The organism is Lactobacillus sp. PV034, from assembly GCF_014522305.1.
Classification (GTDB): Bacteria; Bacillota; Bacilli; order Lactobacillales; family Lactobacillaceae; genus Lactobacillus.
Window position 1 is genome coordinate 987,702 of the sequence record NZ_CP041982.1, and the last position, 14,064, is coordinate 1,001,765.

The window sequence follows — 14,064 nt, forward strand, 5'->3', positions numbered from 1 at the left end:
AATTCATGATCCCTTCAGTAAAGTTAATACAGTCTCCATTATAGCATTTTCACTATAAAAAACGCTCAAAGTTTATCTGATCTACAATATTGCCAGTTTGTACTTTTATTAATTTTTTATTTCGGTCAACTTCAGCGATCTTAATTAAAGATTGATAGTCATCTACGACTTTACGTGACGCATACTTGCTTTCGCAAAGTACTGCCATACCAGCCACATGACAATTAAATTCTTTAACCAATTCTTCCATTCCAGTTAGTGTTCCACCACCGCGCATAAAGTCATCAACAATTAAAACATTAGAACCACTTGGTAAACTACGTTTAGCCAACTCCATTTTTTCCACACGTTCACTTGAAGATGCAACATAATTTACCGAAATCGTTGCTCCTTCAGTAATCTTGGGCTTTCTTCTTACTAGTACGAAAGGCACATTTAAGAAACGACTTACTGCTTGGGCAACCGTTAAGCCTTTAGTCTCAACGGTCATTACATAATCTACCTTACTAAATGCATATTTAGTTGCAATCAGCTTACCAATATTTTGTAAATCTTGAGGTGAGCCTAAAATATCAGAGAAATAAACAAAATTGCCAGGTAAAATACGGTCTGGATTTTCTACTCGGTCAGCAAGATCTCGTAAAAAACTCATTGCTGCTTGCTTGCCCATAAAAGGAATATAGCGTACACCTCCAGCAGCTCCTGCTACAGTCTCTAAGATGCCATCTCTATTATTAGCTAATGTGGTTCTCAAGATAGTTAAATCTTCTGAGATTGATGATTTTGCTGCATCATAACGATCTGCAAAAAATGGTAATGCAATCAAAGTATGAGGGTGATCCATTAAATATTTCACCATATCTACTAATCTCTCTGATCGTTTCATTGCTTCACCTTCCTAAAAAACAAATATTTTTATTAAATAATACTCTGAATATAGAGAAAAATCACCAGAATTGCATAAAATTCTAGTGATCATTCGTAAAATATTCAATTTTTAATTAAAGAAATTATTACTACATTTCTTCAAATTCAAGTTCAATATTCTTAGTTAAAAGATCAGTATAGCTGTATGAAACACGTTCAAAGTTGTTTTGATCTTGATCTAAATCAACTACGAATACGGCACGATAAGTTTTGGTTAAAGTACCTCTTCTACGAGTAACCTTTTTACGACCTGCTTGAGCTACAACAACAAGGTTTTCACCTAAGTGAGAATCTAAATCAGCTTTAATTGTATTGAGTGTTATTGGCACTTTATTTCACGCTCCCTTTTCGGGAGTATTTTACCATAATATTTGATATTCATCAAGAAATTAGCTAATACTTTTTAAAGCATGTGCCAATTTAATAAAATCAGTAATCGTTAATTCTTCTGGACGAACTTTAAGATCAAAACCAAGCCTTGTAATCAACTCTTCTCTTTTATCTTTATCTTTTATAAAAGCCTTTAAGTTATTAGCTAAAGTCTTTCGTCTCTGAGAAAAGCAACCTTTAACTACCTGATTAAAGAACGTTTCATCTTCAATGTCATATTTATGTACCAAAGGGGTAAGTACTACAACTGCAGAATCGACTTTTGGCCTTGGCATAAAAGAAGAACTTTTTACATCTTCGGCTAGCTCAACTTGCATCCGTGATTGAACCGCAATTGTTAGCGGACCATAGGCCTTAGTCTTAGGCTGCGCCACCAAACGATCAGCCACTTCTTTTTGCATCATCAAAGTTAAACTAGTGAAACTAAGCTTACTATCAATTAAATCAAAAATAATTGGAGTGGTAATGTAATACGGTAAGTTAGCCACTATCTTAACTGGTTGATTTAAATCAAGAAAGCCAGCTGTATCTTCCTTAAAATTAGCTTTTAAAACATCTTTCATCACTAATTTAAAGCGATCAGCTAAAGGTTCACCATCAATAGTTTGGGGTAATTCATTATGTAATATTTCTGGTAAGTCTTTATCAACCTCGTAGGCTAAGACTTTGGCTCCAGCTAATAATAATTGCTCTGTTAAAGAACCAATTCCCGGACCAATTTCAATCACCTGATCTCCTGGTTTAATATCGGCTGCTGCTACTATTCCTTTAATTGCAGGAATATCTACCAAGAAGTTCTGCCCTAAATTTTTCTTTGTACGCATTAAATAGCGATTGACAATTGCACGAGTTCTCACTGGATTAGCAATCGGCATATTATTTGACATGGTTAACTGCCTCCTCTAATTGTGAATAAGTAATCCCAAACATCCTTAGGCGACGTAAAAATTGTTTTGCATTACCATAACCTATTCCTAGTTCAATACCAACTTGTTCTCTTAATTTTCTTGCATTTGGTCCCATTCCTAAGCCTAATGCAAAATATTTTTCCCGGGTAATATCACTCGGCTCAGGCTGGCTTTCATGCAAATCTGCTAAAGCTCGCTCCAAAGCTTCTTTTGAAGCATGCTCTACACCTAAACTATTTCCCCTTTTGGTTGGTTCGCCCTCTTTACGCGTAATAAAGGCCTGTTTTGCAGTTGGCACAACTGCCGTTACTAAACGACGAATTCTTTCACCATTGTAATCAGGATCAGTAAAAACAATTATCTCTCTTTTTTGAGCCAAATTTTTAATTTCAGCTAATGTTTGTTCTGATACTTCAGACCCATTAGTTTCAATTGTCTCGATTCCTGGGAAAAATTGTTTTAGTCTCTTAGTATCATCCCGGCCCTCAACAATAACTACAGCATTAAAATGTTTTATATTATTTGATTCCATATATTTTCATCGCGTTTTCATAAGTATGAGTAGCAACCTCATCGAGTGATACATTACGTAAATCAGCAATTGCTTGAGCAACATAATGTACGTATCCTGTTTCATTTTGCTTACCACGGTAAGGCTTAGGAGTTAAATAAGGTGCATCAGTTTCAATCAGCATCCGATCCCAAGGGACAGCCTTAGCTGAAGCATGGACATCGGTTGCCTTAGTAAATGAAACTACTCCTGAAAATGACATCATCATCCCCAAATCTAAAAACTTTTTCATCCATTCAGGATCACCATTAAAGTTATGCAAAATGCCACCATATTCACCAACTTTGCTATTCTTAAGAATCTCATAAGTATCTTCAAACGCATCGCGGGTATGAATGTTAACGGGCATTTTTAAGTCATGTGCAATTTCTAATTGTTCAGCAAATACCTGGCGTTGAACATCACGGGGAGATTCATCCCAGTAATAATCAAGGCCAATTTCTCCTAGAGCTACTGTCTTATCTAATTGTAATTGCTCAATTAACTTATCTTTAGCTGCTTGATCAAAATCTTTAGCTACATCAGGACAAAAACCCACAATTGCATATAAATTATCAAAACGATCGCTCAAATCAATCGCACGTTCATTAAACTCAGGATCTTGCCCTGCTACGGCTGCTCTCGTTACACCAAGTTTTTCAGCACGTTCTAAATAAAACTCTTCTTTTCCTCTAAAAGGTTCATCATTCAAATGTGTATGTGAATCAAAAAGTTCCATTAACCTAGAATCGCTCCCACTTCATGTTCATCGCCAACAAGACTCAACTTAACTTCACCATTCTTTTCACTTGATAAAAGCATTCCTTGACTCAAGTGACCTAACATCTTTCTTGGCTTCAAATTAGTTACCGCTAAGACCTTTTTATCCACTAATTCTTCATAGTTAGGATAAAACTTAGCAATCCCACTTAGAATTTGACGTGGCTTGTCTTCGCCAAAGTCTAACTTAAAGGCTAATAACTTATTGGAGCCCTTAACTGGTTCGACACTTAAAATTTGGCCGACTTTCATTTCTACTTTATCGAAGTCATCGATAGTAATAGTTTTAGCCTCTTTTTGCGCTTCCTTTTGCTGACTACGAGTTGCCTTCTTAGGCTTAGCCTTAGCCATCTGTTCTTTGATGTACTTAACTTCTTCGTCATTTTTTAAACGAGGGAAAATTGGCGTTGGTTTTTCAGTTACTTTACTATTCCAACCATAAGCACCCCATTCTAAAATATTGGCTGCTTCGTTATCTTGGTCTAATCCCAATTGAGCAAACATCTTTGCAGGACTTTCAGTCATGACCGGCTGAATTAAGAGTGCCACCAAACGTAAACTCTCAGCCAAGTTACTCATTACACGTGAAAGTTCTTCTTTTTTACCCTCTTTATTCAATACCCATGGGGTAGTTTCATCAATATATTTATTTGCACGTGAAATAAGCTTCCAAATCTCATCTAAAGCTTGTGAGAAATGCAATTGGTCCATTTTCTGATAGTAATTATCAATTGTGGTTTGAGCAGTTTCACGTAAACTTTGAGCAAATTCATCTTCGCTATCACTTACTGGGGCAACCATACCATCTTGATATTGATTAATCATTGAAACCGTTCTATTCAAAAGGTTACCAAGATCGTTAGCTAGATCAAAGTTAACTCTTTCAACAAAATCTTCGGGTGTAAAAATCCCATCGCTACCAAATGGAATTTCACGCATTAAGTAGTAACGCAAAGCATCTAGTCCATAACGATCAACAATCATTTCAGGATATACAGCATTTCCCTTAGACTTAGACATTTTGCCGTCTTTCATCAAGACCCAGCCGTGACCAAAGATTTGTTTAGGCAGTGGCAAACCTAGAGCCATTAACATAATTGGCCAATAAATAGTGTGGAAACGAACGATTTCCTTACCCACTAAGTGAACGTCTGCTGGCCAATATTTTTGGAATAAAGAATCATTATCAGAACCATAGCCTAACGCAGTAATATAGTTTGATAGAGCATCAATCCAAACATAAACTACGTGCTTTGGATCGCTTGGTACAGGAATTCCCCAGTTAACAGTAGTTCTAGTTACTGATAAGTCTTCAAGGCCTGGTTTAATAAAGTTATTGACCATTTCCTTTTCACGTGAATGAGGCAAAATAAATTCAGGATGTTCATTATAATAATCAAGTAAACGATCTGCGTATTTGCTCATCTTAAAGAAGTAAGATGGTTCTTTAATTAGTTTAACTTCATGACCTGATGGAGCTTTACCACCAATCACTTTACCCTTATCATCCTTATAAACTTCGGCTAACTGTGATTCAGTAAAGTACTCTTCATCTTCTACTGAATACCAACCTTGATATTCGCCAAGATAAATATCGCCCTGTTTTAATAAGCGTTCAAAAATCTTTTGTACAGCAGCCACATGTTCTTTATCAGTAGTACGGATAAATTTATCATAAGAAATATCTAGCATATTCCATAATTTTTTGTATGAAGCTGCCATATCATCCACAAATTCTTGCGGTTTAATCCCCTTTGCTTCAGCCTTTTGTTCAATCTTTAAGCCGTGTTCATCTGTCCCAGTTAAAAAGAAAGTATCATAACCTTGAGCGCGTTTGTAACGTGCCATTGCATCTGCAGCAACAGTAGTATAAGCATTCCCAATAGTTAATTTACCAGATGGATAATAAATTGGAGTTGTAATGTAATATGTTTTCTTTTCTGCCATAATTAATCGCTCCCTCTAATTCTCTTCTTGCTAGTATATCATAGCATCTTACGTCTAAAATTTAGCACTAATATACAAAAAAGAGGAATTTCTCATAAAATTCCTCTTTCTTCGTTAAAACTATTTGACTAAATCTTATAGTAAGAATTTTTCTTGCTTTAAGTAACAATGTTTCACTAGCGTAGTAAGCGCAATATATAAAATTAATAAAACTCCCACTAAACCTAAATAATATATCGGTAATGGACCAAACTTCATAATTTTAGCTAACGGCTTAATAAACGGAATCGCTCCACCAATTATACCTGCTCCTAAAGTTGCCCAGGCAACTGCTGCAGAAGAATGTTGCTGGATAAATGGAATTTTTGGATCACGTAAAACCTGAATAACCATTTCTTGCGTCCAAAGTGATTCCACAAACCAACCTGCCGCAAAGACAGTAATAAACAAGGTTCGCTGTCCTACATCTGCATTAGTCCAAGAACTTCCCACTACTTGTGGACCAATCCAAAAGAAAAGTAATGCAAAAGTAATCACATCAAAAATTGATGAAATTGGGCCAAAATAAAGCATAAATTTTGGTAACTTCTTCGTACTCCACTTTCTTGGAACTTGAAGATAATGTTGGTTCATTTTATCAAACGGAATTGATAAACAAGATAAGCTATAAATCAATTCTAGAATCAGTAATTGAACAGGTGACATCGGTAGAAATGGCAAAAAAATTGACGCAATCAAAAGGGACAAAATATTGCCAAAATTTGATGAAAGCGTGGTTTCAATATACTTCATCGTATTACCAAATACTCGACGCCCAATAGTCACACCATTTTCTAAAATAGCCAGATCTTTTTCGAGCAAAATAATATCGGCTGATTTTTTAGCAATATCCACAGCGGTATCCACAGAAACTGCCACATCTGCTGCCTTCATTGCCGAAGCATCATTAATCCCATCCCCCATATAAGCAACTGTATGATCATTTTTCTTTAGTAAATCAATAATCTCGGCTTTGTCTTCAGGAGATAATTTAACAAAGATATTACATTCTTCGACCATTTCTTCTTTTTCAGCTTGAGTTTTATCAACAAAATCTTGAGCCGAATAAACAATATCAGCATTAATCCCGACATCAACCGCAATCTTACGCGCAACAATTGCCGTGTCGCCAGTTAAAATTTTGACCTTAATTCCATCTTCGTTAAGCACCTTAATTGTATCTTGAGCTCCCTCTTTTGGTGGATCTAAAAAGGCCAAGAAACCAGTTAAGATCAAATCTTTTTCATCGGCCGGTGAAAAAGCTCCTACCGCAGCAGGGTCCTTTTTATAACCTAATAAAATAATGCGCATCCCATCCGCACTCATACGATCAATTTCCTCCATGATCTTAGTACGGCGTTCATCAGTTAGTGGCTCTATTTTTCCATTAACTTCTATCCTAGTAGAGCAAGCAAGCATTTCTTCAGCTGCTCCTTTTGTAACTAAAACATGCTCATTTTCAGCATTAGCTACTACTACACTTACGCGTCGCCGCTTAAAATCAAAGGGAATTTCATCCACTTTACTATAATCATGATTAATCTCATTTACGTCCAATTCATTATTAGCAGCATTAATAATTGAACGATCAATCAAATTTTTCATACCAGTTTGGAAATAAGCATTTAAATAAGAATATTTCAAAATATCTGGTTGTTCTTGTAGATTCAGATCATAATGCCGTTCTAGCATTACTTTATTTTGTGTTAAAGTTCCCGTCTTATCTGTACATAAAATATCAGCTGAACCAAAGTTCTGAATTGAACTCATCGTCTTTACAATGGTGCCTTGTTTAGACATTTCAATCGAACCTTTAACTAGGTTGCTTGTGACAATTACCGGTAACATTTCTGGTGTTAAACCAACTGCAGTCGCTATTCCAAATAAAAGTGCATCCAACCAATTTCCCTTAGTTAACCAGTTAATAACAAAAATAGTTGGTGCAATAATTGCGGTCATTGTGAGTAATAATTTAGAAATTTCTTTAATTCCTAAATCAAAACTTGTCTCCTTAATTTGATTTCTAGAAATATTTTGCGCTATCTTACCAAATACAGTTTTTTCTCCTGTAGCAAATACCACTCCAACTCCAGAACCAGACACAATTGTTGTTCCCTCATAAACGATATTTGGATAAGCCAAATAATTTTTTAAATCATCAGCCTTAGGCTTAGCGTTAGCAATTTTTTCAGTTGGTTCAGATTCACCATTTAATGAACTGGAAGAACAAAATAAATCTTTGGTTTTTAATAAACGCATATCAGCTGGCACCATATCTCCTGCTGATAAATTAATAATATCGCCAATTACAACTTCCTTAGTTGGTAACTCCAAATTTTTACCACTACGCCGAATATTGGTAGTAACTGAAACCATTTCAAGCAGGTCTTCTACAGCATCATTGGTTTTAATATTTTGAATATAACTAGTAATCCCAGAGATTAAAACCATTATTATCATGATGATTGAGGTACTCGGATCTTTTTGGGCTTGTGGTACAAACAAAAAATCAGAGAAAAACGAAATGGCTGCCAAAATCAATAAAACAATCGTGAAAGGCGTTAAAAATGATTTGACTAAAAATTGAATTCTAGTATTACTCGGTTTTTTTGCGACCTCATTAGGACCAAACTTCTCTAGTCTTTGTTCTGCATCTGCACTATAGAGCCCATTAATTGAGGTATGAAGTCGCTGTAAAGTTGCAAACTTATCTTCTTGTGCAATCTGACGAACAAGCTTAATATTATTCATCATTTTTTTGCTAGGGTTTGTAATTTTCAGCATTTTAACTTCCTTTCTTTTTATCAAAAGAAAGCAAACAAACAAAAAAAGACCAATGCAAAAACTGCGTTGGTCTTTATATCCAAGCGATAATAGTACTCGTCGTTCAGTTTTAACACTACATGACGTAAAGTTGCTGCATCTTCTGCATAACTAGCTGTCTGGGGAGGGCCTTAAGTCGACGATCCCTGTTTGACCCGTTGGCATCTCTGGATGTTGCTGGGCGACAGCATATATTCATGTAGGAGTCTCACCTAACAGTTCATTTGCCTCATATTTAACTTCTATAACCACTTTAAAAGGAATTATTATATTCGTCAACCATAAATTAAAAATTATCTTTTATTTCGTTTTTTCTGCCAAGAGAAGAAGAATGTCACTATCAAAACAACAACCAGTGCCCAAACCAAATTTAAACTTTGGGGATGATTAACCCTTTGGAGTTGTTCACTAGACAAGGTATTTTTGTCAGCTGGTAAATTTAATTCTTGATCGATTAATGTTGTGCAAGCATTAAAGACTTTGAGAATCCCTTTATTAAAGGTCTTATTTTGCTTACTTCGCAAATCATCTCCTGCATAACGAATAATATTGTTAGTAGTAGTTACCGGTAAAACTTTTTTAAACTTACTCCCTACTAAAATTTGTACATTATTCTTTTGCTGGTGAATAGTAACAATGATAATTTGATTTTTTCGTGGCTTTAATTGTTTAAATGCCCGATTACTTGTAACACTAACTAGGTTAACAATTGGCTTCTCTTTTAGCTTAGTCTTCTGATAAGTTTCATTTTTTTGAGTAACTAAATTATTAGTTGCTTGATTAAAAATATGAGCCTGATCAATCACACTTGCTTGCGTCATTGCTAAGCTGAAAAAAGCTAATAAAGATAAAATTGCTAAAAATAATTTATTCTTCGTCATAGCTAACTCTTATAATTCGCTAGGTTTAATTTTTCTTAAAATAGTTTAAACCGATAGCATCTCTAACTTCTTCAAGCGTCTGATTTGCTACTTCATTAGCCTTCTTTGAACCTTCTAAAAGCATTTCATAAACAGCATCTGGATCTTGAGCAAATTTTTCACGACGCTCTCTGATTGGTGCAAGTTCAGCTTCAAGCACTTCATTAAGGTAACGTTTAATCTTCACGTCACCTAAGCCACCTTTTTGATATTGCTCTTTTAATTCAGCTACTTTATCTTTATCTGGTGCAAAGACATCAAGGTAGGTAAAGACAGTATTGCCTTCAACTTGGCCAGGATCTTCAACGTGAATATGGTTAGGATCAGTGTACATTGACATTACCTTCTTTTGGACAGTCTTTGCATCATCTGATAAGTAAATTGCGTTTCCTAAAGACTTAGACATCTTTGCGTTTCCATCAAGACCTGGTAATCTACCTTGACCCTTTGGTGGAAAGTAACCTTTAGGTTCAACCAAAATATCTGTATTGTAAACACGATTAAAAGTACGAACAATTTCACGAGTTTGTTCAAGCATTGGTTCTTGATCGTCCCCAACAGGAATCAAGGTTGCCTTAAAAGCTGTAATATCTGCAGCCTGAGATACTGGATAATTCAAAAATCCAACTGGAATTGAATCCTTAAATCCCTTTTGCTTAATTTCAGTCTTAACGGTTGGATTTCTTTCTAAACGAGCAACAGTTACTAAATCCATGTAGTATGCAGTTAATTCAAATAAAGCAGGAATTTGTGATTGGACATAGATTGTTGACTTTTCTGGATCAAGACCAACTGCTAAATAATCAAGCGCAACTTCAATTAAACTCTTTCTAATTTTTTCTGGATCACGAGCATTATCGGTTAATGCTTGCGTATCTGCAATCATAATGTAAGGATCATATTTTCCTTCATTTTGTAACTTTACACGATTTTTTAATGAACCAATATAGTGACCGATATGAAGCTTTCCAGTTGGACGATCACCTGTTAATAATATTTCTTTTGTCATAATTATCTCCATTATTAATTAACATCTTATATATTAGCTATTCTAGCAAAAATGCTTATTTCTTTAAACTCATGTTTAACTTGATACAATAATTAACAAAAGGGAGTGAATAGCATGTGTAGTCATTTTCAATTACCACCATTACATAAAATCGAAACTTACCTAAAGAAAGACCTTAAGTTACCATTAGTACCTGTTGACTTTCCTAAGGAAGAATTTAAAGATGCAACGGAAATTTTTCCCAAACGTAAATCTCTAGTATTACTTTACCAAGATGATAAACTCCAACTGCAAATCATGGATTGGGGTTATCCGAGCCCATTTAAACCAAATCAAGTGTTAAATAATGCTCGCGTCGAACGTTTTTTTGAGCCACAAAGATCAATGTGGGACAAGTCTTTTGCACGTCAAAGATGTATTATCTTAACTAATCAATTCTTTGAAAGCAGTCGTAATACTTATACATTAGCAAATGGTAAAACGTATCATGAAGAATTTAGTTTTAAATCTGCTACCCAGCCACTCACAATGTTAGCTGCAATTTATGATGAAAAACATTTTGCCCTTGTCACTACTGATTCCAATGAAACTGTCTTAGCTGCCCATCCACGCATGCCACTAGTTATTACGCCAGATGAATTAAGAAAGTGGCTCTTCCAAAACTTCACTTCGCTAATTGATCGTAGGCAAGTTAAACTTGAACGTACCCTATTGCCCCACAGAGAAAGTGTGTGATACAATTCTTATATCCCGCGGGTATAGTTTAATGGTAGAATGTCAGCTTCCCAAGCTGAAGATGCGGGTTCGATTCACGCTATCCGCTTAAGCTAAAATAAAATGGATCTTACTTTATAAGTAGGATCCATTTTTTGTTCCATTCAATTAAATTAAGATAATCATTAATATTCCATTTAGAATCGATAAATATACTGGCATCCAAAGGGATTGAGTATACAAATAACTCCAAGCAAAAAACATGCCAAACAAAAAATTTGCTATTAAGATTAAAAAAGAAAATTGAAAGTTGAGTAAGCTAAAAAATGCGCCCGATGCCATAATTCCTAAAGCACTGTTGATCATAGTGCTGTCTCGAAAAAAATAATTAAAGAAAAAGCCATTCGTTAAATATTGTTGTAACGCTGGGAATACTATTCCGATAGCAAAAATTAAAAACCAATATAAAGAATTAGATTCATGATTAATATAATGTAATTGGAAAGACAACTTTGGCAGACTACCTTTAGCTTGCAGATATGTGAATAAGATTCGAGCTGCAATAATAATTAAAGTTGCACTAAAAGTAAAAACATAGTCTCCTAATAAAGATAATTTAAAACCTTTAACAAAATACTTTTGCTCATGATTAAATTGTCGGATATAAAAAAGTAAACTTGCTGCCGCTACTATGACAAATAAAAGCATTCCAAAAATATGAAATTTATTATGAAAGGTTGCTAATCCCTTGCACCCTAATACTATTAAATATAAGACTAAATATACACCATAGCGGGTAAAATTCCCTTGTTGAGACGCTGGAGTATTCAAGCTGGCCACATCCTTACTTTTTTCTTCTTTTGCCTTTTCGATTATAACAAAAAAAGCCTTCTAAAGATGTGGTCTAATTAAAATTTAAAGTAAAATGTTATTTATTTCTGTAATTTTTATCCTTTGACCCGATACGATTATTTCATCCTCATTATAGCCTTCAACCCGACCCTCAATATCTGGTTCATACTGGGCTTCTATATTCTTAATTTTTAATTGAATCTTTACTTTTTGATGACTAACAAACGCCTGCAATAATTGTTCACTAATTACTGATAGCGGCATTGCAGGTCTTGGCCTAATTTTCTTCGTTCTTCTTTGATAATCAGCATTTATTTTTGCCGTATGATCACTCAAATAAAAGCCAGCCCACTTCACCATGCCACGATCGTGATAATTTTTAAAGAAGCTCTTGATCCGCCTATCAAAATCATCACTCATAAGCGTTGCCCCCAGTATGACCTCCAACTAAATTGCTGCGCTTAATTGCAGTTGCACCTGGTAATAAGCTAGAAGCCTTCACTACACTTGTAAAACCATGATCTTTTCGAATTTGATCAATTAGATGATCAATTTTAAAGGCATTAATCTGATGTTGGGGTGACGTAAAAAAATCTAATTGCTGTAAATTTTCTGGCGATAATTTATGATAACCTACGCTAATTCTTCTAACTGGTTCTCCCCGCCAATTCTTGCGAAAAATCCCAATCAATTCATTAGTTAATTTTTTATTATTATTGGTAGGAGCAACCTTTTCATTTTTGGTAAAGCCACGTCTACTACGACAGCTTAAAGCATAACCAACATGAAGAGAAATCAAACTTGTCTGTAAGTGCCTTTTTCTAATTCTAGCTGCTACCTGCTCTCCTACTTCACGTAAAATAACCTCAATTTCTCGCTGATTTTTATAATCTCGTTCTAATACTTGAGAATTTGAATAACTTTTATCATTGACTCTAGGTTTTTGACTAATGATACTTCGATCAACGCCCCAACTCATCGCAAATAATTGATCACCAATCACGCCAAATTCACGATGTAATTGGTCAGGATTAGCATGCGCCAACTCGTACATATTATAAATTCCCAATTTATTTAAATGATTTGCAGTATTTTTATTAATTCCCCATACTTCTTCTAAATTTTTAATCTTCCAAACAGTGTCAGGAACTTCAATGTAGTGCCAAAAATCAATCATTGATGTCCGGTGTTTAGCAGAAATATCCATTGCTAATTTAGCTAATAAGGGATTCTCTCCAATCCCGCACGTAGTATAAAGGCCAAGCTTATCATGAATTTCTTTTTGAATTTTTCTTGCTACCTCATAAGGATCATTTCCAAAAAGACGCCAAGATCTAGTCATGTCAAGCATACTCTCATCAATTGAATAAGTGTGTAGGTCTTCTTCAGCACAATATTTCAAAAAAATTTGTTTAATTTCAAGAGCCTTATTTATGTAAAGATTCATGTGCGGATCAACGCGGTATAAATCTGGGGTTTCAGCTTCTTTGGGTAATTGTCGCACACGCATCACATTCTTTAACCCATATTTCTTTTTTGCTAAGGGTGAAGAAGCTAAAATAAGTCCCCCATTAGTATTGGGCTGTCTAGATATAACACATAACGCAGTTGTCATTGGATTTAATCCTAAGCGGATGCACTCACAACTAGCATAGAATGACTTGTTATCAATCATAAATATTAATCTTTTAGGCTCATACCGATAATCATACATCTAATCGCCTCTCACATTTATTGAACATATGTTCGTATAAATTCTACACTTTTTAAATATCATTTTTCAAGTGGCAAAAGAGTAATATTTATTTTCTACCCTAACCTTGCTATAATATGACTCATTATTTTAAGTTAAAATTGTCAACAAGGAGCAAACTATCATGGCCCAAAAAACTATTCTAATTGCATGTGTTTCAGGAATGTCTAGTTCCTTACTAATTTCAAAATTAGCTCAAGTAGTTGAGCAAGCTGGAAAAGACTATGGCTTTATTACAAGTCCAGCTAGCAAACTTAAAACTGATATTCAAGCCGTGAAGCCAGATGTAGTCTTGTTAGCCCCGCAAATTCAATATTTAAGGGATGAAGTTCAAAAAACAACAGCTTTATTTAAGATTCCTTTATCTGTCATCAATATTCAAGATTATGCAATGATGGATAGCCCCAAAATTATCACAACTATCGAAAATTTATTAAATAGTGAGAAGTAAT

14 protein-coding genes, 1 tRNA gene and 1 riboswitch are annotated in these 14,064 nt (G+C 34.8%); of the genes, 3 read left to right on the forward strand and 12 right to left on the reverse strand.

The features are described from left to right. Nucleotides 1-52: 52 nt before the first annotated feature. The 9 genes from purR to trpS form a co-directional block, all read right to left on the reverse strand. Nucleotides 53-886 carry a pur operon repressor gene (gene purR / locus FP432_RS05115; RefSeq protein WP_265488248.1) on the reverse strand — a complete coding sequence of 278 codons (834 nt, stop codon included), beginning with the start codon at nt 884-886 and terminating at the stop codon, nt 53-55. A 130-nt stretch (nt 887-1,016) separates the two neighbouring features. Then, entirely contained in the window at nt 1,017-1,256 is a 240-nt protein-coding gene (locus tag FP432_RS05120) for a Veg family protein (RefSeq protein WP_265488249.1), read from the reverse strand. A 60-nt stretch (nt 1,257-1,316) separates the two neighbouring features. Then, nucleotides 1,317-2,204, reverse strand: coding sequence for a 16S rRNA (adenine(1518)-N(6)/adenine(1519)-N(6))-dimethyltransferase RsmA (gene rsmA / locus FP432_RS05125; RefSeq protein ID WP_265488250.1), 888 nt, complete (start codon nt 2,202-2,204; stop codon nt 1,317-1,319). Further along, nucleotides 2,194-2,757: a ribonuclease M5 gene (gene rnmV / locus FP432_RS05130; RefSeq protein WP_265488251.1), complete on the reverse strand. Its 564-nt coding sequence runs from the start codon at nt 2,755-2,757 to the stop codon at nt 2,194-2,196. Before rnmV ends, rsmA begins: the two co-directional genes overlap by 11 nt. Beyond that, nucleotides 2,744-3,514: a TatD family hydrolase gene (locus FP432_RS05135; protein ID WP_265488252.1), complete on the reverse strand. Its 771-nt coding sequence runs from the start codon at nt 3,512-3,514 to the stop codon at nt 2,744-2,746. Before FP432_RS05135 ends, rnmV begins: the two co-directional genes overlap by 14 nt. Then, a complete protein-coding gene (gene metG / locus FP432_RS05140) occupies nt 3,514-5,502 on the reverse strand; it encodes a methionine--tRNA ligase (protein WP_265488253.1) in 1,989 nt (662 codons plus the stop codon). The genes FP432_RS05135 and metG overlap by 1 nt, the downstream gene beginning before the upstream one ends. A gap of 135 nt (nt 5,503-5,637) precedes the next feature. Further along, entirely contained in the window at nt 5,638-8,325 is a 2,688-nt protein-coding gene (gene mgtA, locus FP432_RS05145) for a magnesium-translocating P-type ATPase (RefSeq protein ID WP_265488254.1), read from the reverse strand. A gap of 87 nt (nt 8,326-8,412) precedes the next feature. Then, nucleotides 8,413-8,591: riboswitch (M-box (ykoK) riboswitch) on the reverse strand. A gap of 66 nt (nt 8,592-8,657) precedes the next feature. Next, a complete protein-coding gene (locus tag FP432_RS05150) occupies nt 8,658-9,245 on the reverse strand; it encodes a TPM domain-containing protein (protein WP_265488255.1) in 588 nt (195 codons plus the stop codon). A 25-nt stretch (nt 9,246-9,270) separates the two neighbouring features. Beyond that, nucleotides 9,271-10,293, reverse strand: a complete 1,023-nt coding sequence (gene trpS, locus FP432_RS05155; protein WP_265488257.1) for a tryptophan--tRNA ligase — start codon at nt 10,291-10,293, stop codon at nt 9,271-9,273. 114 nt (nt 10,294-10,407) lie between these two features. On the opposite strand from trpS, the gene FP432_RS05160 reads away from it, so the two are divergent. Together FP432_RS05160 and FP432_RS05165 are read left to right on the forward strand one after the other, a co-directional pair. After that, nucleotides 10,408-11,028 (forward strand): SOS response-associated peptidase family protein, encoded by a 621-nt coding sequence (locus tag FP432_RS05160; protein WP_265488258.1) that lies wholly within the window; start codon nt 10,408-10,410, stop codon nt 11,026-11,028. Nucleotides 11,029-11,045: 17 nt separating this feature from the next. After that, nucleotides 11,046-11,116 (forward strand) — tRNA-Gly (locus FP432_RS05165). A 59-nt stretch (nt 11,117-11,175) separates the two neighbouring features. Here the strand turns inward: FP432_RS05165 and FP432_RS05170 are convergent. The 3 genes from FP432_RS05170 to FP432_RS05180 form a co-directional block, all read right to left on the reverse strand. Beyond that, entirely contained in the window at nt 11,176-11,838 is a 663-nt protein-coding gene (locus FP432_RS05170; protein ID WP_416202878.1) for a CPBP family intramembrane glutamic endopeptidase, read from the reverse strand. Between the two features lie 84 nt (nt 11,839-11,922). Further along, complete coding sequence (locus tag FP432_RS05175) at nt 11,923-12,279, reverse strand: hypothetical protein (RefSeq protein WP_265488260.1); 357 nt, start codon at nt 12,277-12,279, stop codon at nt 11,923-11,925. Further along, nucleotides 12,272-13,573, reverse strand: a complete 1,302-nt coding sequence (locus FP432_RS05180; RefSeq protein WP_265488261.1) for a Y-family DNA polymerase — start codon at nt 13,571-13,573, stop codon at nt 12,272-12,274. The genes FP432_RS05175 and FP432_RS05180 overlap by 8 nt, the downstream gene beginning before the upstream one ends. A 163-nt stretch (nt 13,574-13,736) precedes the next feature. Between FP432_RS05180 and FP432_RS05185 the strand changes: the two genes are divergently transcribed. Then, on the forward strand, nt 13,737-14,063 hold the full coding sequence (locus FP432_RS05185) for a PTS sugar transporter subunit IIB (protein ID WP_265488262.1): 327 nt from the start codon (nt 13,737-13,739) through the stop codon (nt 14,061-14,063). Nucleotide 14,064 lies beyond the last annotated feature (1 nt).

What these genes read in the sequence shown, in the direction of transcription:
- purR (WP_265488248.1), bottom strand. Translation starts at nt 886, where the DNA reads ATGAAACGATCAGAGAGATTAGTAGATATGGTGAAATATTTAATGGAT.
- rsmA (WP_265488250.1), bottom strand. Translation starts at nt 2,204, where the DNA reads ATGTCAAATAATATGCCGATTGCTAATCCAGTGAGAACTCGTGCAATT.
- rnmV (WP_265488251.1), bottom strand. Translation starts at nt 2,757, where the DNA reads ATGGAATCAAATAATATAAAACATTTTAATGCTGTAGTTATTGTTGAG.
- FP432_RS05135 (WP_265488252.1), bottom strand. Translation starts at nt 3,514, where the DNA reads ATGGAACTTTTTGATTCACATACACATTTGAATGATGAACCTTTTAGA.
- metG (WP_265488253.1), bottom strand. Translation starts at nt 5,502, where the DNA reads ATGGCAGAAAAGAAAACATATTACATTACAACTCCAATTTATTATCCA.
- mgtA (WP_265488254.1), bottom strand. Translation starts at nt 8,325, where the DNA reads ATGCTGAAAATTACAAACCCTAGCAAAAAAATGATGAATAATATTAAG.
- FP432_RS05150 (WP_265488255.1), bottom strand. Translation starts at nt 9,245, where the DNA reads ATGACGAAGAATAAATTATTTTTAGCAATTTTATCTTTATTAGCTTTT.
- trpS (WP_265488257.1), bottom strand. Translation starts at nt 10,293, where the DNA reads ATGACAAAAGAAATATTATTAACAGGTGATCGTCCAACTGGAAAGCTT.
- FP432_RS05160 (WP_265488258.1), top strand. Translation starts at nt 10,408, where the DNA reads ATGTGTAGTCATTTTCAATTACCACCATTACATAAAATCGAAACTTAC.
- FP432_RS05175 (WP_265488260.1), bottom strand. Translation starts at nt 12,279, where the DNA reads ATGAGTGATGATTTTGATAGGCGGATCAAGAGCTTCTTTAAAAATTAT.
- FP432_RS05180 (WP_265488261.1), bottom strand. Translation starts at nt 13,573, where the DNA reads ATGTATGATTATCGGTATGAGCCTAAAAGATTAATATTTATGATTGAT.
- FP432_RS05185 (WP_265488262.1), top strand. Translation starts at nt 13,737, where the DNA reads ATGGCCCAAAAAACTATTCTAATTGCATGTGTTTCAGGAATGTCTAGT.